This window comes from Paenibacillus sp. 01T442, assembly GCF_056398345.1.
The window spans coordinates 147392-171581 of the sequence record NZ_JBFTPF010000004.1 but is presented as its reverse complement, the minus strand read 5'-3'; the positions used below and the strand labels follow the sequence as shown (position 1 = coordinate 171581).

The window sequence follows — 24190 nt, the reverse complement described above, 5'->3', positions numbered from 1 at the left end:
GTTTTACTGTAGCAATAACGTTCTGCGATCATCTTATTTCACGGAAAAATACGGAATCTATCCAAATAACGTTATGGTAAGGTGCTATTGCTCTTCTACAGGCTCATTATCAACTTAAAAAGTAGAAATAGCGTTATACCATCATTCTATTTTACTTGAAAATGTACTAGTGAACCGAATAACGTTATGGCATCATCTTACTTCTTAAAAATCGTCTTCAACCCTGCATGCACCAATTCGATCGACTCGATCGCCACATTGGCACTGCCTGCATTGAGGTCTGGTCCGTTCCATTTCACAGGAAATGCGCTTGTGAATTCCCAACGGCACATCTCTTTGCCCTCGACGTTGTACAAAAGAATAGAGCCATTCTTGCGACTAATTTTGCCTTGTGCAGCATTGTTGTACCAATCCCACAATTCGCTGGCGTTGCTGATACCTCTCTTGAGCACAATGTTCGGGTACTTCGTATGTTGAACCATGTAGTGTGGATGGGTGTTCAAGCCACCTTCCCAATACGGTTTTACTTCGATCTCTGATTTCATGCCCGTCACCTCGGAGAAACCTCCGACGATCAATCCATCGAGCTCAACGAGAAAACGAAAGTTGCCGCCTACATTATGCAATTTGGATGAACTCTTTGCCATTGTTTGTTACTCACCTCTTACCGAAACACATCAAACGGATTGTCTGGCTGTTTTTTATCTTCTTCGTTCAAATTACGGTTGATGCGGGAAATTTCCTCGCACCACGTACGGCGTTCACGGTGTTCCATGGACATAATTTCATCATGTGACCAATGAAAATAATAAGCAATGAWGCCTACTTCTTCATATATTTTGTCAATGGGGTAGCCCGTTACGCCATCTCGTCCAAAAAAGACACGTCCACATCGAACTCATGCTCACATTTTGGGCAGCTAGTATGAACCCTTGGTGCGTCCATTTCGTTAATTTGACGATAGAAGTTTTGCAAGAATGCTAAATCTGCTGTGAAGAACTTCTCAACGACTCGAGTATCAATCGCACGCAAGTCCCCTAAATTTGTAATGACACGTGTAAGCAAAATGATCGTTAAATAGCCTGGATTTTGCTGAACACGCTGGTCACGCATCGGTAAAATTTCATCCGCCGCTGTCGCTAAGCGCATAACACCTTTTTTGTGAAGCGTACCATTGTCATCTACATACCCTCTAGGAAGTTCAAATTCATATTCTGTTTTGAAAGCCATGATGTCTTTACCTCCTTCGTGGTTACAAACAATAAATTCTTCTATTTTAACAAAAAGAAGAGTCAGGAACCGGAGGTATTCGCTCCGGCACCTACTCTAACTATCGTAGATAGCAAAAGTATAATCTATATACTTTTCACTTCGTATCAACCTTGACAAACGCTTTCGTCCCTAATGGACGACGGTTTCGTTTATCCTCGTTTACTTCGTACGTGTCATACCTTCATGTGCAAGTTCTAAGCTCTCGATGGCAACTTCGTTCCCAGTCCCTTTGAAGCTTGGTGCTGAGTACTTGGATGGCCATGCTTCGATAACCTGCCAAGTAGCTACATCTCCGCCCTCTTCGTTGATCGCGATAATCGTAACCGTTTTGCGGGAGATTTTACCTTGAATGGACTCTGACATCCAGTTGTACATATCCATGGAGTCTGTAACTCCCCATTTCAATGAGATGTTACCGTATTTAGCAAGACCCGGAAGTTTCCGAGGCGTGATGGTTTCGTTTCCTTCTCTGTATTCAATTACCGATAAGGAAGCATCAAATCCAGAAATTTCGCTGAATCCAGCTTGTTGAATACCTTCTACTTCAATTCTAAATCTAAAATTGCGGTATGGATCCCTACGTTCGCCAGCCATAATATACCCCTTTCCTAATATGCGTAATATCTAACGTTAGACTATTCTTCTCTTGTTTTCTGAGTAATACGGAAGATCACGAACTCGGCAGGTTTCACCGGAGCAACCCCGATTACGCAGATCAGTCGACCATTATCGATGTCATCCTGTGTCATTGTGCTGCGGCCAATATTAATGTAGAACGCTTCAGAAGGACTTCCGCCCATCAAAGCACCATCTCTCCACACCCGCGTCAAGAACGCATCAATCGTCCGCTGTACACGTGCCCAAAGCTGTTCGTCATTCGGTTCGAAGACAACCCAGTTCGTGCCGTTCTTGATGGACTCTTCGATAAAGATGAACAAACGTCTTACGTTCACATATTTCCATAAACCGTTCGACGATGTTGTACGAGCACCCCATACACGAATACCTTGTCCAGCAAAATGACGGATCAAGTTAACGCCTTGTGGGTTTAGAATATCTTGCTCGCCTTTGTTATATTGGCAATCTAGGCCAACTGCTCCGCGAACAACTTCATTCGCTGGCGCTTTTTGAACACCACGGGATTGGTCGGAACGGGAGTAGATACCGATGACGGAACCAGATGGCGGTATGTAAATATTGCGTTTATCTAATGGATCGAAAACTTGCAACCACGGGTTGTACATCGCTGCATAAGAGCTGTCAAAGATGTTGCGGTGTGTCATAACATCCGCTACCTTGGTTTTCTCGCGTGGAATATCGAGAACCGCAAAGCGGCTGCCCAAGTTTTCACAGTGCGCTACAAGGGATAATTGAACCGTCGGCTCAGTTACACCTGGAATCGCAATGATGGACACGACATCGTTATCGATGAAAGACTGAATCCCTGTACGTTTACCAGGACCACGGTCAACACCCATGTAAATATCAGGCGTTACATTCGCGATGGAACCGTTGCTGCCGCCAGACAAAGCGATTTGGAATTTGCCAGCTGTTTCGTTCTCGCCGGAAAGCACCTCGAAAGGAGCGATTGCGCCAAGATCTTGACCTTCTGTCAAGTCCTTCACCGTAATAATGTTGGAACGGGAAACGATTTTCTCAATGTGATTCGCTGCCGTAATGTTCAGGGATACCTTCTCATACGTCTCAGCTTCGTCACCATAGAATACGTGAAGCGTGAATTCACTTGTCGTTAATACTTTAGATGGAAGTAGTCCGCTATCAACTACATCGCCATCAAGAGCCTCAGACAGAGAGATAATGTTATCTTGGGAAGCGACAACTTTGCTGTATTGTTTCACGCCTGCTGCTTCAAAAGCAACAACGTCGCCAACGTTAAAGCCAGCGTTGTTTTTCACGCGATATTGTGTTTCACCTAGCACTTCATAGATTTGCGTCTTGGCTTTGCTAGCTGGCACAACCACGATACGAACTTGATTCCCCCATGTTCCAGGGTTCTTGGAAGCAATCTCAATAATTGCTGATTCTTTATTCGAAGCCGCTTTGTTCGTTGCTACTTTCGCGTCAGTTGGCGCTACACGCATTACGAAACAGCGATTACCTCCGTTTAAGTAGAAATGCTCTACTGCATAAGAAAGGAAACGATATTCGCCGAATTCATTCTCGGACAAGTAGCTCCCGAATAAACGGTGGAAATCAGCTACGCTCGTAACCAGTTGAGGGACACCTTCAATTTCACCTCTTTGCGCAAGCCCTATAAACCCGGCCGTACTTGTGCTTGCACCCTCAAGCGGTTGTGCTCCGCTGTCAAACTCTTCCACATAGACTCCAGGTGATAAATAGTCAGCCATTGTTCCCCAGTTCAGTCAGATGGCACTGCTTACTTATTAAATATGGCCAAAGACATGAAACCAGTTCTCTCCTTTCTGCTTGTCATTTTGTATAGAAGATGGACGTGTCCATTCTACTAATTAGGGTTACGCGAGATGTATCGTGCCAAGGTTAGTTGTTGTGCCTTCTACTACTGCGAGATCCTTGATCTTATGCTCGCTATCCATCCCATACGTGATAACCAACTCGGTATGAAACGTCGGGATCCGATTACCTCGAAAAGCAATCACAACCTCTCCACGTTCCGTACTACGGGTTTCTTGAATGGGAAGCAGCATCGCGCCACGAGAATACGATTTCGTCAATGGATTCGCAAGTCGAAACCGTTTCTGGTGCTCCAGCACTTCGGAAATGCGGATGACTTCTTCCGCCGGTTGGGAACCTCTCCCTCGCAGCAGGTACACATCACCAACTACAATGCCTCCTGTAAATGAACCTAATGCCATTTCATTAGCACCTTTGTCGGCTTGATCCACCATAACGCGCGCGCGTGCACAGTCCTCCGTCAGCACGGTTGACTGTAAGTGAGCATTGCGAATTGGAGAGCCAGCTGCGTTCTGAAGCATGAAGCGAATCAGTCCTGCCCCTTGAGAAAAAGGGTACGAAGGTAACGGTTTCATTTGAACAACTTCGATAAAATTGTGTGCGTTAACTGTGATGTTGGTTTGTTCTTGAAAATAATACTCGCTATGTACCGATAAACGGTATTCGCCGGGGGATAAATCGTTGAATATATAGGAACCATTCGATTTACGAATTGCTTTCGAACGGGTGCCTTCTAGGTGAACTGTGGTCGTGTTGCCAAGAGGAGCTTGAGAGGTTAGTGCGTCAATCACACACACAACCAGGGAAACGCGGGATCTCAATTGTGAAATTCGAATCTGATCCACGTGTGGAATCCTCCTAACCTTGAATACGAAAATCGGTTTCCGAAACCCTTTTTGTTGTTTTGATGCGCGTAGAATCAATATGTACAGGCCCCACCGTGTAAGCAACGGAGAGTCTGTAAGGGGTGTCTGAGAAATTCCACATATTCATGAGGCTCTCGCCTTTAAAAGGATCCATGATTATACGAACTTCTTCATCTTGCTCAGCTAATGTGCCCACTGTCATCGAACCTCGAAGGATGGAATGATCGTAGAATACTTGCATCGCTCTGCCTAGAATGCGATGCTCATCCAACGCTCGCGAAGAAAGCTCAGCCGGCGATTGTACCGTAACCATGTAACTTAAATCGACAACCATCGGAGGAAACTGTATTTCGTTCGTCCCTCTAGCAATCATATGGGTTTGGCGATTATTGCCGCTCTCACGAACATTATAAAGATAGAGTGAAAGATAGAAATCACCTTTATCTACAGGCGATGCGAGACCAATCATTTCTGGTTGCGGAATGGGATCTGGGGTCATGTTTTCTCTAAGTAGCTTGACTAAAGATGCACTTACATCAGCGATGACAGAATAATTGCCTATGAGTGTCACTTCCTGCCTCTAAATACCTATAAATCTTGTAAAAAAGATGCTTAATCTGTCACTTTGTGTATCTTTTTCTATTATAAATCTAAACCGTCAGGTTGACTATAGGATTCTAGTATTTATTTAAGCTTTTGTCCCGAAAAATGGCGATTTTTGGCTGAAAATCGGTGTATACAACCGACAAAGGACAATCTTACAAAATTGTAAAATTGCCCTTTATCTGCCTGTTCTAGTAATCCTCCCACTCCTGTCGTGCGAGAATTTTACCCGATTTCTGCAACTCATGCCGAATTGATTTGATAATATGCTGCATTCGGATGGATTCACCCGCTTCAGCTGCCAAAAATGCAGAAGAGAGAACGACATTCTTGATATTCCCTCCCGCAATCTCGTATCGCTGTGCGAGATATTTGAAATCCACATCATGGCTAAGCGGTGCAGCTGGCGGAAACATCGACTGCCAAATTTTCTCCCGATATTCACTATCCGGAAATGGAAATTTAATGACATAATTGATCCGCCTCAGAAAGGCCTCATCAATGTTATTTAATAGATTGGTAGCGAGCACCGTGATCCCTTGGTACTCCTCCATTTTTTGAAGCAAATAAGCCGTTTCAATGTTCGCATACTTGTCGTGTGAATCTTTCACTTCGGACCGTTTCCCGAAAAGCGCATCCGTCTCATCGAAGAACAGCACCGCGTTGCTCAGCTGCGCTTCTTCGAATATTTCGTGCAGGTTCTTCTCGGTTTCACCGATGTATTTGCTGATCACCTGCGAGAGGTCAACCTTATACAGCTCAAGCTGCAGGTCACCAGCTACGACTTGTGCCGACATCGTCTTCCCGGTGCCCGGCGGACCGGCGAAGAGCATGCTGAGCCCTTTGCCGTAGGCCAGCTTCTTCTCGAAACCCCAATCGTTGTACACGACGCCGCGATACTTCACTTGATTGCACGCATTGCGGAGCTGATCCTTCTGCTCGGGTGGGAGGATCACATCCCCAAACCCATAGCGAGGCTCAATGCGGGTCGCTTTGCGCTCCAGCTTGTGCTGCACCTGCTGGTAGCACGCCTTATACAGCGCGTCGCTGCGCAGCAACGCGCCTGAACCACCATCTCTGGCAGCTGCATCCTGCCAGGACGAGTACCCGCGCGCCAGCGAGAGCGCGCGGCGTATTTGCCCCGGGGTGAAGCGGAATTTACCGCTCATCACCCGATAGTCCACATCCGCGCCGGCGCCGATCTCCTCCGCGAATGCCCGCCAAAGGCGCTCGCGCCCGCCTTCGTCAGGCACGGTAAGTTCATGCTCAAGGAGCAGCCGCTCCTTGGGCTTCCAGCTTAGCCGGTTGAATCGCCCGGCTAAGAGAAACACCATGCCGCCATAGCCGTCGAGCAGCTCATGGAACCGCCCGAGCCGCTGCTGTGCAGCCAAGTCCGGCTCTGCAGGGTAAAGCACCTCCAGCCGTGTGAAGCACAGGATGGCTTGATGAAGAATCGCTTCTCGGATAATAACGCTAACCTGATCTTCAAAGCTCGCAGCATGCAGCTGCACATCAGCAAGATCTACCAATAGCAGCGGCTTATGGAAGGAGCGGCTGAGATGCTTCACGTGCAGCTTTTTGCCAGAACCAGCATTCCCCCAGAGATGGAAGGCAAGCCGTTTGCGTTCAGCTGCAGGCGCTTGATACATGTCAGTAATGAATCCGTGTAATTGCTGCTGGAAATCCTCCTGCACCAGCAATGGGGAGATCTCATCATCTGGGTAGATCATCTCGACAGCTGGCTTAAGTTTTGGATCTAGCTCCCCTGAATCCAGTAGGAAGGTCACAATCCGTTTATCCAGCTGTAAGGGTCTAGATAACAGCGTCTGACCACTGGCGACCAATGTGTCTGGGTGCAGCACATAGCGAGCCAATCTACCGTCAGGTGCCATAAAAGTCGTACGAGCAGCCCTCATGTCCTCCGGACTTGAACAAGCAATTTGCAGCGCTAAGCTAATATTTGGCGTTTTGCTAGTTAGATCGTCTAATAGAAAGCCAAAAATCCGTTCATATTTCCGATCTAATTCCACAGCAAGCCCCAGCATGACGATGCGTTCTTCTATAGATGAGAAGCCGAAGACTCTCGATAAATAAGCCAACGGCAGAAATGTGCCCCCCTTGCGGCTTTCTGCAAGGCGACTTACAATGGCACTCTCAAGCTGCTCTATCATACTGAGTACGTCTTGTTCATCCTCATCTATCTCTTCTTCACTGCCAAAGCCGCCAATGAGACGAATAAATTCATCCTCCGATACAAACATCCCGCGGAATGAATCTGTTTGCGGATCAGGTGTAAGCTTTTGACGTCGCTTATAGAGAAGCTCCAGCTTCTTATCTAGCAGTTGAAGCTCGTCCTTATAATGTTCCCACGCATGCACATACCCTAGAGCTGTCATAGGCCTCTCCAATGACTATATATTTTTTTTCAAAACAAATCGTTTAACATCATTAATAGCTTGCGTAAAGAGGGGGTTATTCTTTACAATATCAGGATAAGGCACAAATCATTTCGACATCTACTGCCCTGAAAGGAAAGTGGCCACCTTCTGATGGAACAATTTCCAACACATGATCCGACTTGGAATCGAAAACTCATTCTAACGTTATGGTGGATCCTCATTATTTATGAAGTAGCTGCTACGATTGCTCTATGCTTTGAAATTAATGAGCAGCCGTCGGATTGGTTTAATAGCTTTGTGCGTTTTCAGCTTTTCCCTACAATATTACTGCTTCTTCTTATGGGTGTAGGCTATTTGTCGATGCACTATTTGAAGAACTATAGTGAGTTTATCATGATCATATGGACTATGACCATGGTTAGTATATTCATCCTTTGCATTCCAGAAATGACACGCAGCTTTGAGCTGCTCTGCATGCCAATTTTATTAGCCTCGGTTTATTTTCATAAAAAATATGTTATTTTCGCCTACAGTCTCGGTGTTGTTTGTTTATTGATTCTAATATCTATTCAAAACTTACAAGAACAAACAACGAACCCTTACGAAGTTATCGCCTCGCTTACCATCTTGACGTCAACTTTTATTCTTTGTTTTACCGTTATGAGCCGTGGACTCGACCTGCTCGCCAAGCTTAAACACTCCGTCATACGCGAGCAAGATCTGCTGATTCGTAACGTCATGATTGATCGTCTTTCCAAGGTTGATGCGCTTACCGAGTTGTTTAATCACCGTTCTTTTCAAGAGCATACGGACCACCTCATTTCACATATGCCACATGATACACCCTTAGTACTTGCCTTGATGGACATCGATAATTTCAAACTCATTAATGATAATTATGGACATTGGGTTGGCGATGTTGTTCTCAAAACAATTGGCTCCATTCTTAAAGAAGTGCTTGGTCCAGATGATATGTCCTTTCGATATGGCGGCGAGGAGTTTGCCGTATTGTTCGTTGGGAAATCGCATCAAGATGTACTAGCCATTTGCGAAAAAATTATGGAATCGATACGCGACACGGTCATCCCTGAAATGCCTGATCAGAAACTGACGATGAGCATTGGACTTGCAACCTATAATCGGAATACGATGAAAAAGGCTTGGTTCCAGCTTGTCGACGAATGCTTGTACACAGCCAAACGCAACGGCAAGAACCGCATACATGTACATGCTGCGGACATTCAAATACCTATAGCCGAGTAACCTTTACAACCAGGAGCAAAGTGCTGCTGGTTTTTTCATTTGAGCTGTCGTGGAAAAAAGTGTTAAGCCTCATACATGAATTGGTTGCTTTAGGAAAACACTAACCAAAATCAAATGAGGTGATAATCATGTGTCATTCTATAGCCGTTCTGGCTGATGTTCACGAAGTTATGAAGCAATTCCGCGTCGATCGGCTCTTATCCTACAGTTCCAATCGGTATGAGGTGCGCCCAACTGAATCTGTATCTGCCGTGATGATCAATCGCAAGGGAGAACGTATATTAGATGAATTCCGCTGGGGTTTGATGCCTTTCTGGGCKAAGGATGCTGTATGCGGTGATCGCAATTCCATTTTCTCCAATATCGTGTTCGAGCGCATCGTCAAAAAACAACGTTGTGTCATCCCCTGCAGCAGTTTCTACGTGGGGCGAACCGAAGGTAAGGAGACGGAGTGGATTCGTTTCAAAATGCGGAGCGGCACGTTCGGCATTGCTGGGCTATACGACATTTGGCAAGCCCCTTCAGGTGGAGAGGAACTTCGCACGTGCATGATGCTTATGACGGAATCCAATTCCGTTGTCTCGCCGTACCACACAAGCATGCCGGCTATTCTTGATGAGGAACAGATGGAGAAGTGGCTGCAGCCCGACCAGAGGGATAGTCGCCAGTTAAGATCCTATCTACAACCTATCGATGAGATGCGGATGGTCGCAAACATTCTCTCTTCCCCAGCTGAGAAGCTGGAGATAGGTTCCGATGTCAGTATTTTTGTATGATAAAAGGACTTGCGCTTACGCGCAAGTCCTTTTATTTCTTCGGTACAGGCGGCAATGCGCCGCCTTCCCCTATAATACGTACGCCATCTGCACAAACGCCGTAAGACTCCCAACGGCATGTCGCACAGAGATTGCTGATGTCTGCTGGCTTTACTTCAAGAGCAACTTGACCGCAAATGACGGACCAAGTACGCTCCATCCCCACCTCCAAGCCAAGCTTAGCAACAATCTCCGCATCTCGCTGGTACACCGTCCGATTCTCGCAATGGGCAACTTGATCCTGCGGAAACGCAGCGCACAGATCATCAGGTCCAAGCACAACGCGAATCATCGTCTCAGGCTCTGTGCGCAGCTGCTCATAGACCGTCGTCATATTTTCACAAAATGCTGGGGAATACCCCATACCTCGGTAGCCTAACAAACAGAGCAAGTGATGTCCGCGAAGTTCGATCATACGTTGTTAACCTTAGGCACACGATACAAGCCGTATCCAGCCATCGGAATGGCAGGTTCTTTATCCTCAATAAGACCGTCCCCTTTGGAGTGCAAGGCGACATCAATGAGCCACTTCGTGAAATCTGCCACTGGCATAGAAGCCATTTCTTCGAGGCTATAAAAGCCTGCCGCATCTACCTCGACGCCATCCGGCTGAGGGGTTCCGCTAATGTAGGACATTTCGAAGGCAATGTACACGTTATGTATGCTTCTCGGCAGATCGCGCACAGCAACCAGTCGTGAGACGGATGCTTCGACGCCTGATTCTTCCATAACTTCTCGCACAATCGTATCTTGAATCAATTCATGCTGCTCAATATAGCCACCAGGGTTCGTCCAACGGCCTTTCCCTGGCTCTTGTGCTCTGCGCACAAGTAATATTTTCTCATCCTTCATCACAAGTGCTCCGACACCGATGCTATAGTTGCCCCAATGAACAAAACTACATTCTGGCGCTGTGCAGGCCCGTCTCTCCGTTCCATCCACATCACGCGTTTCCATGGCAGCTCCGCAGCTACTGCAAAATTTGACTTCCATCTGTCTCAGCTCCCTTGGTCTTCATCGTCTACTCATCTATATGCAAGGATACTGCGAAAGATGGACAATAGGCAACCCTATATTGCATGATCTGAATTCACGAAATTGAGAAAACCTCCCCTCAACGGGAAAGGCTCCTTATCGTTTATCACTATTATGATGCTTATGAAATCTTATAAGAACCTGCGGATTAATTCGGCTAATTCATCTGCAACGTAGCTAGTTCCGGAATCTAGGTGATTGCGGTCGAATCGTACCCTTACAAACCTTTCATCCGTACCCGTTGCTTCGGCAAATAGGCCGGCTAACCCGCGCGCTTTGCGATCGATCTGCAACAGCAAGTCGACGCCGTCCTCGTCCGGGAAGAAGATGATTTCCAATTCATCCAGTTGGCCTCGGAATTGCATGGTGGGGACAAATTCGAATTCTTGAACGAAAGGTACTCCATTCTCTCTACCAATAGATGGCGCATATTCGCATGACACCTCACGGAGTCGGAACCCGAGTTCATTGACAGCCTCGAGTACAACCTCGGAATGTGGATGTGGTCTTACTTGAAGCTGATCTTGATCCTTCGGATCAATCGCTTCTTTAATATCAAGTCCCGTTTGTATCCACACAGGGGTTCTTCCCAAAGTTGCTGGCGTATTGTTAGGGAGCTGGAACGAGACAGGTAACTCATAGACCTGCTCTGCCTGGGCGGTAAATCCCCCTGTAAGCTGGAACTTAGCCACAGGAGCTTCTATTTGGATCTTCGTATCGTTCTGCTCCTTCAGGTAACGCGTCATAACGAAGGCGTACACATCAGTGATTTGCTGATCAACGCGCCCACCTTGAATCCTAACGACGCCACTGATCATTTCCCCGGCATTCACCGTATCTTGATGGAGCATGAGATCTACTTGGGCCGCGCCGATCCCGACGCTCGCGAGCATGCGCTTGTATATGGACATGTGTAAATTTCCTCCTTGTCATTCATATACTCATGATACGATATGAGGCCCAAGTGGTTTCATATGTTTAAGTCAAAAATGGTTACAACTGGTTAATTTATCCTTTTCAACTACCACGAATTGGGGCTTGTAATTCCGTTTTGTGGTATCCTAATTACATCATTTCGACAGGTGCTCTTCTTTCGTCCAAGCTTCAAACATAAGCTCGCGTGAAGCATCCATTACACGGTTGATCACAATCTCACGGTCACCGACTTGTGCTGCGGTTTTGTTTATTTCATTAATTTGACTCATGTCTAATCCCTCCAAAAATGAATAGGTTTGAAATATTTTCGCTAACTGTAGTATAAATCATTACGTAACGTAAGGTTCAAGCACTAATCTAAAATTGTTCTTATCGTGGAAAATCTATGATTATTTATGCAATTTTGGGCTTACTAATAGGATTATGCATGTCAATTTAGGGAGGAATACCATGGAAGTTTTCGCAGAGTTTTTAGGGCGTATCGATAATCCGCAACATCGGGATCGAACGGAGGAAGTTTTAACTTGGGTAGCCAAGAAGTTCCCGAATTTGGAGTCAAAAATCGCGTGGAATCAACCAATGTTCACCGACCACGGCACATTTATTATTGGGTTTAGCGTAGCCAAACCTCATTTGGCTATTGCGCCTGAAAAGGCGGGGATTATTCAGTTCACGGATGATATTGTACAAGCTGGCTACGATCACACGAAGGAATTGGTGCGTATCAAGTGGAATAGTCCAGTTGATTATTCCTTACTTGAGAAAATGATCGCGTTTAATGTGGCAGATAAGGCAGATTGTTCAACTTTTTGGCGGAAATAGTACCATTCTGCATTCACTAAGTGCGAGCTTGGATGTTCAAAGATGCAAAAGGGCATCTTTTCCCGGAGGAAACGGTTGAACATGGGCGAATTGATGCAAAAAGGCAACCTTTTGGACCGAAAAGGTACCCAATTGTCGATTGACAGCAGAAATTGATGCCTATTTGCACTTATTTCAGATAGAGTGGCTAACTCGAGATAAAAGGTTGTATTATTGCATTTCTCTAGTTTCACAGCTGTGTTCATGGCGCGAGTTTGGTGATTTAGAGGCTGTGTGGAACGGGGTGGGATAGCGGTTGGATTGGGGTTGGAGTAGATTGGGGTCGGGGTTGCGGCTGGTTCTGGGACTCGTTCTGGAGTCAGAATCGAGATTAGATGATAAAAATGACAAAAAGAGGCCCCGCCACATACATGGCTTAGGGGCCTTTCCCTGTCGTGCTCTTCACAATTCGCACGCTACTTAAACCAAAAACATCGCCACGATCGTTGTCACCGCTAAGCCGATGAGCACGGGCTTCAGATTCCGTCTCGCGAGCTCGAACGGACTTACGCCGCAGATCGCCGCGGCTGGGATGAGCGCCCACGGGATCAAGGTCCCGCCGCCGACCCAGATGGCGGCCACTTGCCCGAGCGCGGTCAGCACCGCTGCACCAGAGCCAATGGCGGTCGCGAACAGCTGCGCGATGGAGCCCGCCAAGGAAATACCCGAGAAGCCGGAGCCATCGAGGCCGGTAATGGCGCCGACGACGGTTAGCGTCACGGCACCAATGGCTCCATTGAGCGGCACGACACCTGCGAGTGCCACGCCAAGATCGTTCACGATTCCGTGTGAACCTTCTGGCAGTATTTTGCCGAAAAGATCCGTAATCGCGGAGTCACCCAGATAGAAAAAGGCTGCAATCGGAATGACAGGTCCGAAGACTTTGAAGCCGAAAACAAAGCCTTCTATTAAATAGGAAGTGATTTTCTCCACACCCGCATTGCGGTGAGCGATTAAAGTGACTGCGATTAAGATAAACACCGCTGTACCACCCACGAGAGCGGTTGCATCACCACCTTGCAAATTCAAGACAAACATGGCAATAACATCTAGAGCGAACAGCACAGGGATTGCGATAGCTAGCGTCCGCTTTAAGCGCTCTCCGATCAGCAATTTGCTCTCTTCGTCAACAGGAACAAGCCCGCCGCTTTCCTCTAATCGGCTATCGATGAGCCCGCTGAGCCATTTACCGTTCTTCATATCGCGCCGCATCAGCCAAAAAGCTGTGATCGTCGTAACAAGTCCCATCACAATGACGAGCGGAATGCTCGCTTCCATGACAGAAGCAACTGGCAAACCGGCTGCATCCGCTGTCAATTTAGGCGCCCCTTGAATAATGTAATCCCCCGATAGTGCAATCCMGTGTCCGAAGAGATTCATTGCCATCGCAGCACCGAGTGCCGGCAAGCCAACGCGAACAGCGACGGGCAACAGCACAGCACCAATCAGAGCTACCCCAGGTGAAGGCCAAAAAAACCAGGATGTCACCATCATAATGATGCCGATACCCCAGAAGGCTAATGCTGGCGTTCTCAGAAATTTGGTCAGCGGGGCCACCATTGTTTCATTAATACCCGTGCGAATTAAGACGCGGCTCATGGCCACGATAATGGAGATAATCATAATCGTCCCCATTAACTCTTTGGTTGCATAAATAAAGCTATTAAACACACCCGATACAGAGCCGCTCAACGTTTCCGTTGCTAACAACCCTAATGTAAAAATCCCCACTACACAAATCATCGTCGTGTCTCTACGTTTAATAAGAAGCGTAAGAATGAAACCAATGAACACTAAATAGACCCAATGAATCGGTAAAAGTTGAATATCCATCCTGCACCACACACCCTCTCAGCCCAAGCAGCAATTGGTGCTACATTCTATGCTCGGCTAGGCGTAGGCGTTCGTCTAAATTCGGGCATTTTGCCACCTTGTGGTACAATAGAAGGAACTATTTTAATGAGGTAAGGGGATCATACATTCATGGCAAGGAATCAACGTTTACATACGGATTCAGATTTCCAGGAGGTCATTGACCGACAGGGTGTTGTTCGGATTTTTAAAGATGACCATATTGTCGATTCCAATGCGGTTGTTCTACGCTTCAGTGATACGACAGTCGTTGTGCAAACGCGCGTCAGCGATTTGACCTATTATGATCGGGCAGCTTGTGAGTTTTTTGAGATGAAAAAAAGATAGGACTCTGTTGGGAACAAAAAAGAAGCCGCTTCAATGCGGCTCCCAGCTATTGTTTTACTTTTTATGATATAACTTCATTCGCCACATCAAATCATCTTCTGACATGTACGCCGTCCCTGCGTGGATTCTATAAATCTCATTACTTCCTTTGGTATTGATCCCCTCTTTGGTCGTAAAGAAAAGTTCAATGCCTAATTCCTTTCCTACCCCAATGACCGTTTCATTATAGGCACCAAAAGGAAAGGCAAGTAGACGATACTGCGGTCCTAACTCTTCCTCGATACGGTTTTCAGCCTTTAACAGATCCTGTTTAATTCTCTTTCGATACTCATCTTCCGTTTCAATTCTTTTTTCATTTTCCAAATAAATCGGATTTGTAAGCATTGGCATCAGTGTATTCCCAGAACCCGCCTTGACTTTGTCATGATGATCGTACGTATGAGAGTAAAAACTCATCCCGTTCTGCTTCATTTCTCTCATCTGATCCCATGTTAGACGCGGTGCCTTAGGGTGATCTATAGAATCAACAACGATAAATTTAGTAGCATGGAAACCAAAGTTAAGTAGTTCAGGATACGCGTGAGTGTAAAAGGATTCATAGCCATCATCAAACGTGATGACAACCGCATTTTGGGGAACCTTAGCCTCACCCTTCATAAAATGCAGAAAATGTTCCATGGAGATGACATTGTAATCTTCTTTCTTCAACCTTTGCAGGTGACTTCTAAACCTTTTTGGAGAAATTGTAATCCCGTTCTCTTTTTCATCAATGTGATGATAGGCGAGTACGATGACTTTGTCGGTATAATGAACCTTTTGTTTACTATAATCTGCTTGGTCAAAAGCTAGTGCATTTACTTGACGCTGCCCCGATTGTTGCGTTTCGAGTTCTAGCTGTTGTGCGAATTGTTTTACCTCTTGTTTTGCTTCTTGCTTTACTTCTAGTTCCTGTTCAGCAACTGGTTCTGCTAGCTGTTCATAAGAAGGCACATGTTGTTCTTCTCTCATTGCTTGTTCTGGTGTTATGGTCTGCTCGAAAGACTTCGGCAACGACATTGGCAATACAACATAGAGGCACAATAAAACGCTAGAAATTAAAAGAACAGTAAACGCCAAATTCGTTGGATTTCCCAATTTTAGTCTATTCATGCTGACAACAACCCCATAGATGAGATGATAATAAATTAGGCAAATAGTATCATGAAAACGCTTTCCTGTAAACTATTTATTACACCACTTCCTCTTATTATCAGGTCAGTTGCATAGCCGAAAGCTTTACAAAGTTATAGCCTAATTTACGCAGCTGCGGAATCGCTTTGATGACACCCTCAGCGGTATCCTTCTCGGGATGATTCATGTGCGCAAGGACGATGGACCCGCTCGGAGCCTTCGATATAGCGTTGTACACTTGCTCCGTGTTATACGTCGCTCCAGCATCCCCAAGTACGGAGTATCCCGCTAGCTCGAACCCTAAATCATGCGCAACTGATACCGCGACCTCATCGTAAAATGCCGTACCCGATCGAAAAAATAGGGGCCTTTTCCCTGTCAGCTTCTCTATCTGATCCGCATTGTCATTCATTTCATGAATGACTTCTTTGACGCTCTTCGTTCCCGCAATTCCATAAGCCAGCTTGCCGTTCACAGATAAGGGGCGGTGTTCAGTGCCATGATTTTCGATCTCAAACAGAGGGTTCGATGCCAAATCTTGAAAGGTTGACGGATTCGCAGCAATCCATCTTGCATTGATGAATAACGTAGCTGGAATCTGCTCCTGAATCAAATACTGGATCAACTTCTCATCATAGCCACTGCCTTCCTTCCCGCCGCAGGCATCAAAGGTAAGAGCAATCACTTTGTCCTTCGTATGTAAGCGTGTTTTCACACCAGGGACACGCTCCCCCCACTTCGTTGGTATCACAGAAGCATAACGAGCGATCAATGATTGTTCCACTGACGTGAAGGTTGGGACAGGAGGTGCGGCTGTTGGTGCAAGCGTTGGTGTTGGTGTTGGTGTTGGTGTTGATGTTGATGTTGGTGTTGATGTTGATGTTGGTGTTGATGTTGGTGTTGGTGTTGGTGTTGGTGTTGGTGTTGATGTTGGTGTTCCTATAGATGTAGATGTAGAATCAATCACCGTTTCCACTTCTGCAGCACGCTGCTCCACCTCACATCCTGCAAACGCTACCATCGCACTTATAAAGAAAAGGAGGCACATCGTGCGCCCCCTCATTTATGTTTCCGCCAGTCTAATTTACTTTTCTCCAGCTGATAGGCAAAATCGTTCTCAAGACGTTTCTCTTCCGCCTTGCGAGCAGCCTCTACCCTGGCTCTTTCTGCATCCTTCTTCGCTTGCTCTTCCGCTTTCATCGCGTCAGCCTGGGCTTTGAGCCCTTCCAGTATTTCCGGACGCAGCAGATCCTTCAGCGTTGCAGGTTTATCTTGCACGCTAGCCGCAGCTGGCGTAATCTTTGCTTTCTTTTTCACCATAATAAGGTCACCTCGTCTACAAGTTCTCCCTATTATTGTACACTTCTATTGATGTAAATGATACGGCACTGTTGCAACAACGATATCCTTATCGGCTTGAAGCTTCGAACGAATCCGCGCCGCAGATTGATTATGGAGCAGACGGTGCCACCATTTCTTCGGCATGAATTGCGGGAGAATAACCATGATCGACTGCTTCTCCGACATATGCGTGTCGATGCGATCAATGAATTCAGCCAGCGGCTTCAGAATCGTTCTGTAGCGTGATTTGAACACTACGAGTCGAACACCTGGATCCCAGATCTGCCACTTCTCCTGCATCGATTCTTCGTCCTCATCCGAGAAGGAGACATAGAACGCGATGACGTTAGGCGAGAGCGATTTGGCATAGTTCAGGGTCTGCTCTACCGCTTTGTGAATCCCAGCCACAGGTACGATAATGACCGGCTCTTTGGTACACACACGGTCTTGTGTGATATCAATCCGCAGCTGTTTGGCTACGTCGTCGTAATGGTGACTAATTTTCGTAATGAGCCAGAGGAGGATCGGTGTAATGATAATGACAATCCAAGCACCCTCGCTAAATTTGGTAACGGAGAAAATGATAAGAACCGCAAGGGAGACAATACCACCCAGGCCGTTAATGATCAACTTCCCGATCCAGCCAGATACCCGCTCTTTGAGCCATTTACGAACCAACCCCGTCTGAGCAAGTGTAAAAGATAAAAATACGCCAATCGCATAAAGCGGAATAAGTGCATCGGTTTTACCTTTAAAGCCAATCAATAACAGGCTGGCTAATACGCCTAGCGTAATAATGCCATAGTGATACGAAAGCCGATCCCCACGGAAGGAGAACATGCGCGGGAAGTTTTTGTCTTGGGCCATGATGGACGCCAAGATCGGGAAGCCATTGAAGCTTGTATTCGCAGCGAGCACCAAGATTAGCATTGTCGCGATTTGCGTCGCGTAGTACATCACACCTCGGCCAAAGGCTTGCTCCGTTACCATCGAAAGAACCGATGTATGACCGTTATGATCCGGTGCCACCCCATACCCTAAGGCAATCAGCGTTACACCACCGAACACGATGGCCAACAGACCGCCTAGTGAGAGGAGTGTTCGTTTGGCATTTTTGACAGATGGCGTTCTAAAATGCGGCACGGCATCGGAGATCGCTTCGATCCCCGTTACAGCTGAACAACCGGACGAGAACGCTTTGAGAAGTACGAACAAGGTTAATGAGTTCGTTGCTGCGCTTGGTGCGAATTCGATCGCATGTGTATTCATAGATCCTGTCAGTAAATCGAAAATACCTTTACCCACTAACAAAAGGATACAAAGAATAAAAAAGTACGTTGGAATCGCGAATACCGTTCCTGATTCGGAAGTACCTCGCAAGTTCAGCCAGACCATAATCCAAACCAGTAAGATGGTCAGCGGAACAATGTACGGTACAGCCGATGGAAATGCCGAGGTAATCGCCTGGACACCAGCCGATATCGAAACGGCTACGGTTAAGGTATAGTCGATTAGCAGAGAGACACCGGTAAGACGTCCCCACACCATGCCTAAATTTTCTTTCGTCACCATATAGGCGCCGCCGCCCATCGGGTACGCTTCGATCACTTGTCTATAGCTCAACACGAGCAGTAGAATCAAAGCAATAATCGAAACCGCAATCGGCAATGAGAAGGCAAAAGCTGCAACCCCCACTGTCGCGAGCTCTAACAGAATTTGCTCCGTCCCATACGATACGGATGATAAGGCATCTGACGACAAGATAGGGAGGGCTTTCCAGACAGGCATTTTCTCCGACTCAATCTCACTCGACTTTAGCGGCTTACCGAACACAATTTTTTTCAATGAATCACTTGTCATTTCGCCGTTGTTCCTCCAATTAAAGCCATATCAATACTATATTTTTGAAAAATGGACGCAAAAAAACACAAGGATCGACCTTGTGTTTTGAACACACGTTCTCCTTTCTCACGTTCGCTTACGAGGTTAGCTGCCGGGTTCGGGCCGCGAGAAATCTGCCCTAAAAGGTACTGAATCCGTACCGTTATTCACCCCATGTTACTCGTGGTTCCCCCGCTTTTCTTAAAAGAAAATTAAGCGAAATATTCAACTGTTCATGTACGTGTTGAATACTACTCTCTTCTACCAACATAGTAAAGGAGGGAAAAAACGTAAAAAGCACTCTCCGACCTCACGTTTCACCCGATAATTCGCTTACAATTACCTGATTCGTTGATTATCTTCCATTCTCGTAGGTAATCAGGGTATTTTAACTTATTAACAAGGTTTCAGTCCGTCAAAGTTACTGGTTCGTGCGAACATTCTGTTGGATGAACCGCTTCCTTTAAATAATCGTGTAATTCACCCAATCCACGCGAGTTCCGCCCATTTTGTCAAAAAACTGTTGTGCACGATGATTGTCAGGCGCGGTGATCCATGACATGAAGGCATAGCCGTTTTCCTTGGAGTAGATTTGGCACTTCTGGAACAAGTCTTCTTCTGCTGCGGTCCCCCGGTAAGACTCGAGAAGGAAGAGGTCATTCATGATCGTAATGGGATTTGCCTTCATCGTACTCCAAGAAAAATACAGGGTCGCAAAGCCTACGAGCTCTCCCTCTTGGTCGACAACAAACTGTATACCGCCTTGTTCCTGAAGCAAGTTACTAATCAGTCGATGAATATCAGTTCTTAACGGCTGTGGCTTCTTATAAAAGCCTACAATATAGACATACATCAACTCTGTTAATACCTCCAAATCTTCAATTTCCACTTTTCTTATCACGTGTCCCATCGTATTCCTCCATGTGTTTTATGAATGATAATACAATTATATGTATAAATATTCAACCCTTTACTGATTTAATACAGGCCAATTCATTGACACACCCTACCCGCCATGATAAACTGTCACAAAATATATTATAGTTTAGATCGGAAGGTGTACCATGTCAGACAACGCAACCTCTTCAGCTCAAGGAACAACACATGCTCAACCTGAGATGCCTGGCCGCTTACGAGAAACGCCTGTCTCATGGTTGCTCTGTTTTACGATTGTACTTGTCATCATGAACACGATGATGTTCAATCTGGCTCTGCCCAAAATTTCCGTACAATTCGAGCTCAGTCCTTCAACGGCATCGTGGATTGTTACGGGGTATTCAATCATTTTCGCCATCGCATCGATCACCTACAGCCGCTTGTCCGACTTCGTGCCTATTCGCAGGCTTTACGTCATTGCCCTGCTCTCGCTAGGCGGCGCCTCCATTCTAGGGTTGTTCACGGACAGCTTCGGACTGTTGCTGTTTACGCGGTTGATTCAAGCATCCGGCGCAGGTGCGATCCCTTCGCTTGGTATCGTACTCGTAACCCGCTACATTCCGTTGTCTCGTAGAGGCAGAGCCATGTCGCTCATCCTTTCCGCAGCTTCACTTGGCTTGGGACTAGGCCCCGTCGCAGGGGGATCCATCGTTCAGTATTTGGGCTGGCATTTCCTGTTCGTCATTACAGCGGTCACGCTGCTGCTTATTCCTATCTTTCTCATCCTGCTGCCAAAAGAAAAACCAGAAAGCGGCTCGTTCGATTTCATCGGTGCTCTGCTCCTCGGGATTGGGACGACGGGGTTGCTGCTCTTCCTTACGTCTAAGAGTCTGATCGCACTCCTAGCAGGCGTCATTGCGATTGCCCTATTCACTCTGCGCATTCGCCGAGCCTCACAACCGTTCGTGCAGCCTGCCCTATTCGGCGACAGACCCTATATGGCGCTCAGCGCAATCGGCGTGTTTTCCTATATGATCAGCTTTGGCTTCTTGTTCCTTGCGCCACAGATGCTTGCGCGGGTTTTCGGTTTAGCTCCGCTTACTTCGGGACTATTGCTCTTCCCTGGCGCTTTGTTGGCTATGCTCGTCTCCAACCGTGTGGGTCGCATCATTGACCGCTATGGGAATACGGCGTTACTCCGCTACGTACCATGGTTGATGCTAGTTTCAACCGTAGGGCTTGCCCTGACTGCAAGCTATTCCTCTTACTGGATTGCTGCACTCTACATCCTAGTCAGCATCAGCTTTACGACACTTTCCAGCGCTGTATCCAATGAGCTCTCCCGGCAATTGACCACAGATCGCATCGGCTCGGGCATGGGCTTGTTCCAATTGCTGCAATTTTTTAGTGGCGCGTTCGCCGTTGCGCTCTCGGGGAGCGCACTGGTCTGGCAGAAAGCCCTGCCGCTTGAACGTGCTTTTGACAACCTCATCTGGGGGATGGCGGTGGTTGCGCTTATAACGATAGGAAGCTCGATTCTATACAGAAGCTATGCAAAAAAGAGGCTTACGGGACTCGTCACAACGGATTCGGTAGGAAGCCCAGTTGTGGCTGCAACCGCAACTGAATAAAAGCATAAACGCGCACCGATACGTTATCGGTGCGCGTTTTTAATCATATGACCATGCCATCCCATGCGACCGTAATCGGACATGGGAATTGCTGTTCCTGAATCCAGCCTACTAGATCTGCATGTGTAGAGGTAAAGTGGTTAATATGGGTAAGATAAATGCGAGAGTTAGCATGTAAAGTCCCTTGCTCTAACAGTTTGCGAAATAATTCCATACAGCTAAAGGCGTCCAAATGGCCGTTTGGATGGAGGCCCCTACCACTAGTTAGCCCAAAAGTGCATTCACTAATCAACACATCAAGGGAAACATTTTCAAGCAGCTTGAACGTTTCCGGCAAGTACCAGCCTGTATCCACGCCGTAGTAAAGCTTCTGACCATCCTCATTCTGAATCAGATAGTTCGCACAGCTTTCCCCCATATTGCCGATGTGATTCCCGCGATGCGGCGTTACTTTCATACCGCAAATGGTAACGGGTTGGTTAAACTCAAGCTTATGGAAAGCCACTACGCCGCGCGCTTCCAAATCAGAAGTCATGCCTTTCATGATTGGTCGGCTTTGACGATAGAATTCCACGATTTCGTAGGCTTGATCTGTAAAGTAGAAATGCAGCGGCTCCTTCAATCGTTCTATCGACATATTTCGAACATTCATCATCATATAATTGAAATGGTCTTCATGGGTATGACTCACTAAGACATGCTGAAGCTTGGTAAAGTCGCCATATTCGATTGCTTGTTGAAAAGAATCCGCGCCCAAATCAATACATATCCCCTCATTGATTCGGAACATCGAACGTCGGCGAATCTCTGTTCCTCCTACCTTGCGTGCATGACTGCAAACAGAGCAGAAACAGAATGGGTTCGGTATGCCTTCGGCTGCGCTTGTGCCGTAAAACCTCATGGTTTGTCCCTCCTCCTATACACTGATTACTTCTGATTCCAGCGGTTATACGCTGCTTGATAGATCGCCAGATATTTATCAAGCTGCATTTTATTTAACGTGCTTACATATTTATCCCATTCGCTAAGCGGTTTAGCGCCAGTAATAAATTTAACAATATTCTCATCTGCATAAGCTTCGATATCCGTTGCATATGAGCTTAATTCGATATTCTCTTTTTCGGTAAAAGTAGGAATCATCAACTTCGCGTCAGGCACCAAGTTAGGACGAATGACATCTTTATTCGCAATCATTTCTGGTAGAACAGCAGCACTTTGGTCAACCTTTTGCGTCACACGCTGTGGAATGCCACCACCTTGGAAAATCGTATATTCCGAGAGCGCCTCATCCACTGTGAGTCCGTTCGGATTTTTGGCAAATTCGTCTTTCAGCTTATAAAATCCATCACTGCCGATCGTATACGTAACGCCTTCGATACCAAGTCGAGCCAGAGCCGTCCCTTCTTCACTCAGGAAATAATCTCCCCAGCGCAGTGTTGCTGCTGGGTTCGGGTTTTTGCTCGTAATCACGAATGAACCTAAATCCCGAACTTTCGGGGAGATGCCCGTCCAATACACTTTGCCGTCGATCCCTTTTAGGAGAGGGTTCTGCACGTAATTATTCCGATTTTTGCCCATCCACAAATTGTTGTTGCCCTTCGCTACATAGCCGACACGCTCATCATCAACCTTCGCGATCTCCTGCTTCATATCCTGCGATAAAATTTCTTTATCGATTAAACCTTCCTGCCAGAGCTTATTAAAGAAGGTAATCATGTCTTTAAAGGTATTGTCCGTTGCGATATAACGAACTTTGCCCCCGTTATCAACATCCATGAAAGGTGCGATGATCCCGGAATTCGCTCCGAATCCCCAGCTGCCATAGAACGATTTAATAAATTGATCACCGTAGTTCTTATTGCCCTCTTTGTACCCTGAGATCGGAACTTCATCTGCTTTGCCATTCCCGTTAGGGTCCTGTTCCTTAAAAGCTTTCAACACCTTATAAAATTCGTCCGTTGTTGTCGGCATTTGAAGCCCAAGCTTGTCCAGCCACTTCTTATTGATCCACGAGGAAGAGATACGTCCATCTGCTTCGCTAATATTCGGAAGCGAGTAAATATGGCCGTCAGCTGAAGTAATCGATTTGCGAATCCCATCATTTTCTTTCATAAGCGCTGCCAGATTCGGCGCATAGCCCGCCTCAATCAAAGGATCCAACGGGATAATCTGACCTGCTGCTGCGTAAGAAGTAATCAATTGCGGCGACAAATTCGCCCGCATAACAAAGTCCGGAAGATCATTGGAGGCAAACATCAAATTTCTGCGCTCATCAAACGCATTTTGCGGTACCGTATCCCATTTAATGATGACATTGGATTTCGCTTCATAATTTTTCAATCCTTTATGCTCGTTCCAATCCTTGACCAACTCATATTTGGAGACAAGCCCTTTCAATTGAACTGGCTCCTTTGCAATTGGCATACCTGTTTTATTGATATTCGCCTCTTTATTCGCTGCACCAGTTGTAACAGGCTCTGCACCTTTATCCTTATCGCTGCAAGCGCTTAGTACTGGAATTGACGTGATCAGCATGGCAGCTGTCAGCAAGACTAATTTTCTTTTCATATTCGTTAGTCATCTCCTCA

At 46.5% G+C, this 24190-nt stretch carries 25 protein-coding genes and 1 riboswitch; of the genes, 5 read left to right on the top strand and 20 right to left on the bottom strand.

The window, feature by feature from the left end; all coding sequences use genetic code 11:
* Positions 1-197 precede the first annotated feature (197 nt).
* The 8 genes from AC1DLM_RS06295 to AC1DLM_RS06260 form a co-directional block, all read right to left on the bottom strand.
* Complete coding sequence (locus tag AC1DLM_RS06295; RefSeq protein WP_441989423.1) at positions 198-647, bottom strand: phage tail protein; 450 nt, start codon at positions 645-647, stop codon at positions 198-200.
* Positions 648-664: 17 nt separating this feature from the next.
* Complete coding sequence (locus tag AC1DLM_RS06290; RefSeq protein ID WP_477569472.1) at positions 665-838, bottom strand: DUF6760 family protein; 174 nt, start codon at positions 836-838, stop codon at positions 665-667.
* Between the two features lie 20 nt (positions 839-858).
* Positions 859-1230, bottom strand: coding sequence for a hypothetical protein (locus tag AC1DLM_RS06285; RefSeq protein WP_068664310.1), 372 nt, complete (start codon positions 1228-1230; stop codon positions 859-861).
* A gap of 201 nt (positions 1231-1431) precedes the next feature.
* Positions 1432-1866, bottom strand: coding sequence for a phage tail protein (locus AC1DLM_RS06280; protein ID WP_056612231.1), 435 nt, complete (start codon positions 1864-1866; stop codon positions 1432-1434).
* A 41-nt stretch (positions 1867-1907) separates the two neighbouring features.
* Entirely contained in the window at positions 1908-3641 is a 1734-nt protein-coding gene (locus AC1DLM_RS06275) for a phage tail sheath family protein (protein WP_441989422.1), read from the bottom strand.
* Between the two features lie 126 nt (positions 3642-3767).
* Positions 3768-4571 carry a carboxypeptidase-like regulatory domain-containing protein gene (locus AC1DLM_RS06270; RefSeq protein WP_441989421.1) on the bottom strand — a complete coding sequence of 268 codons (804 nt, stop codon included), beginning with the start codon at positions 4569-4571 and terminating at the stop codon, positions 3768-3770.
* A gap of 13 nt (positions 4572-4584) precedes the next feature.
* Entirely contained in the window at positions 4585-5163 is a 579-nt protein-coding gene (locus tag AC1DLM_RS06265; RefSeq protein ID WP_441989420.1) for a Pvc16 family protein, read from the bottom strand.
* Positions 5164-5386: 223 nt separating this feature from the next.
* Positions 5387-7591 carry an ATP-binding protein gene (locus AC1DLM_RS06260; protein ID WP_441989419.1) on the bottom strand — a complete coding sequence of 735 codons (2205 nt, stop codon included), beginning with the start codon at positions 7589-7591 and terminating at the stop codon, positions 5387-5389.
* 153 nt (positions 7592-7744) lie between these two features.
* Here AC1DLM_RS06260 and AC1DLM_RS06255 point away from each other — a divergent pair, with 153 nt between their 5' ends.
* Both AC1DLM_RS06255 and AC1DLM_RS06250 read left to right on the top strand, forming a co-directional pair.
* Positions 7745-8857 carry a GGDEF domain-containing protein gene (locus tag AC1DLM_RS06255; protein WP_441989418.1) on the top strand — a complete coding sequence of 371 codons (1113 nt, stop codon included), beginning with the start codon at positions 7745-7747 and terminating at the stop codon, positions 8855-8857.
* 128 nt (positions 8858-8985) lie between these two features.
* Positions 8986-9633, top strand: a complete 648-nt coding sequence (locus AC1DLM_RS06250; RefSeq protein WP_441989417.1) for an SOS response-associated peptidase — start codon at positions 8986-8988, stop codon at positions 9631-9633.
* A 31-nt stretch (positions 9634-9664) separates the two neighbouring features.
* Here AC1DLM_RS06250 and AC1DLM_RS06245 read toward each other — a convergent pair whose 3' ends face one another.
* The 4 genes from AC1DLM_RS06245 to AC1DLM_RS06230 all read right to left on the bottom strand — a co-directional run bounded on the left by AC1DLM_RS06245 (position 9665) and on the right by AC1DLM_RS06230 (position 11912).
* On the bottom strand, positions 9665-10087 hold the full coding sequence (locus tag AC1DLM_RS06245) for a DUF1284 domain-containing protein (protein WP_441989416.1): 423 nt from the start codon (positions 10085-10087) through the stop codon (positions 9665-9667).
* Entirely contained in the window at positions 10084-10665 is a 582-nt protein-coding gene (locus tag AC1DLM_RS06240) for an NUDIX hydrolase (RefSeq protein ID WP_056612210.1), read from the bottom strand. Before AC1DLM_RS06240 ends, AC1DLM_RS06245 begins: the two co-directional genes overlap by 4 nt.
* Positions 10666-10838: 173 nt before the next feature.
* Positions 10839-11618, bottom strand: a complete 780-nt coding sequence (locus AC1DLM_RS06235) for a sporulation protein (protein ID WP_441989415.1) — start codon at positions 11616-11618, stop codon at positions 10839-10841.
* A 159-nt stretch (positions 11619-11777) separates the two neighbouring features.
* Complete coding sequence (locus AC1DLM_RS06230; protein WP_441989414.1) at positions 11778-11912, bottom strand: hypothetical protein; 135 nt, start codon at positions 11910-11912, stop codon at positions 11778-11780.
* 181 nt (positions 11913-12093) lie between these two features.
* Between AC1DLM_RS06230 and AC1DLM_RS06225 the strand changes: the two genes are divergently transcribed.
* The gene (locus tag AC1DLM_RS06225; RefSeq protein WP_441989413.1) at positions 12094-12465 is read left to right on the top strand and encodes an iron chaperone; all 372 of its coding nucleotides are present in this window, start codon (positions 12094-12096) and stop codon (positions 12463-12465) included.
* 459 nt (positions 12466-12924) lie between these two features.
* Here the strand turns inward: AC1DLM_RS06225 and AC1DLM_RS06220 are convergent, their stop codons facing one another.
* Positions 12925-14337 carry a hypothetical protein gene (locus AC1DLM_RS06220; RefSeq protein WP_477569441.1) on the bottom strand — a complete coding sequence of 471 codons (1413 nt, stop codon included), beginning with the start codon at positions 14335-14337 and terminating at the stop codon, positions 12925-12927.
* 150 nt (positions 14338-14487) lie between these two features.
* Here AC1DLM_RS06220 and AC1DLM_RS06215 point away from each other — a divergent pair, with 150 nt between their 5' ends.
* A complete protein-coding gene (locus AC1DLM_RS06215) occupies positions 14488-14703 on the top strand; it encodes a hypothetical protein (RefSeq protein WP_056612196.1) in 216 nt (71 codons plus the stop codon).
* 54 nt (positions 14704-14757) lie between these two features.
* On the opposite strand, the gene AC1DLM_RS06210 is transcribed toward AC1DLM_RS06215, so the two are convergent.
* From AC1DLM_RS06210 to AC1DLM_RS06190, 5 genes are all read right to left on the bottom strand, one after another.
* Positions 14758-15852 (bottom strand): polysaccharide deacetylase family protein, encoded by a 1095-nt coding sequence (locus AC1DLM_RS06210; protein WP_441989411.1) that lies wholly within the window; start codon positions 15850-15852, stop codon positions 14758-14760.
* A gap of 100 nt (positions 15853-15952) precedes the next feature.
* Positions 15953-16921: a polysaccharide deacetylase family protein gene (locus tag AC1DLM_RS06205; RefSeq protein ID WP_477569440.1), complete on the bottom strand. Its 969-nt coding sequence runs from the start codon at positions 16919-16921 to the stop codon at positions 15953-15955.
* An 11-nt stretch (positions 16922-16932) separates the two neighbouring features.
* Positions 16933-17193 carry a YqkE family protein gene (locus AC1DLM_RS06200; protein ID WP_056612190.1) on the bottom strand — a complete coding sequence of 87 codons (261 nt, stop codon included), beginning with the start codon at positions 17191-17193 and terminating at the stop codon, positions 16933-16935.
* Positions 17194-17238: 45 nt separating this feature from the next.
* On the bottom strand, positions 17239-19074 hold the full coding sequence (locus AC1DLM_RS06195; protein ID WP_477569439.1) for an APC family permease: 1836 nt from the start codon (positions 19072-19074) through the stop codon (positions 17239-17241).
* 100 nt (positions 19075-19174) lie between these two features.
* A riboswitch (cyclic di-AMP (ydaO/yuaA leader) is annotated at positions 19175-19324 on the bottom strand.
* Between the two features lie 234 nt (positions 19325-19558).
* Positions 19559-20005: an N-acetyltransferase family protein gene (locus AC1DLM_RS06190; protein ID WP_477569438.1), complete on the bottom strand. Its 447-nt coding sequence runs from the start codon at positions 20003-20005 to the stop codon at positions 19559-19561.
* A 154-nt stretch (positions 20006-20159) separates the two neighbouring features.
* Between AC1DLM_RS06190 and AC1DLM_RS06185 the strand changes: the two genes are divergently transcribed.
* A complete protein-coding gene (locus tag AC1DLM_RS06185; protein ID WP_477569437.1) occupies positions 20160-21602 on the top strand; it encodes an MFS transporter in 1443 nt (480 codons plus the stop codon).
* 43 nt (positions 21603-21645) lie between these two features.
* Here the strand turns inward: AC1DLM_RS06185 and AC1DLM_RS06180 are convergent, their stop codons facing one another.
* The gene (locus tag AC1DLM_RS06180; RefSeq protein WP_441989406.1) at positions 21646-22503 is read right to left on the bottom strand and encodes an MBL fold metallo-hydrolase; all 858 of its coding nucleotides are present in this window, start codon (positions 22501-22503) and stop codon (positions 21646-21648) included.
* A 26-nt stretch (positions 22504-22529) separates the two neighbouring features.
* Positions 22530-24170 carry a type 2 periplasmic-binding domain-containing protein gene (locus AC1DLM_RS06175; protein ID WP_441989405.1) on the bottom strand — a complete coding sequence of 547 codons (1641 nt, stop codon included), beginning with the start codon at positions 24168-24170 and terminating at the stop codon, positions 22530-22532.
* Positions 24171-24190 lie beyond the last annotated feature (20 nt).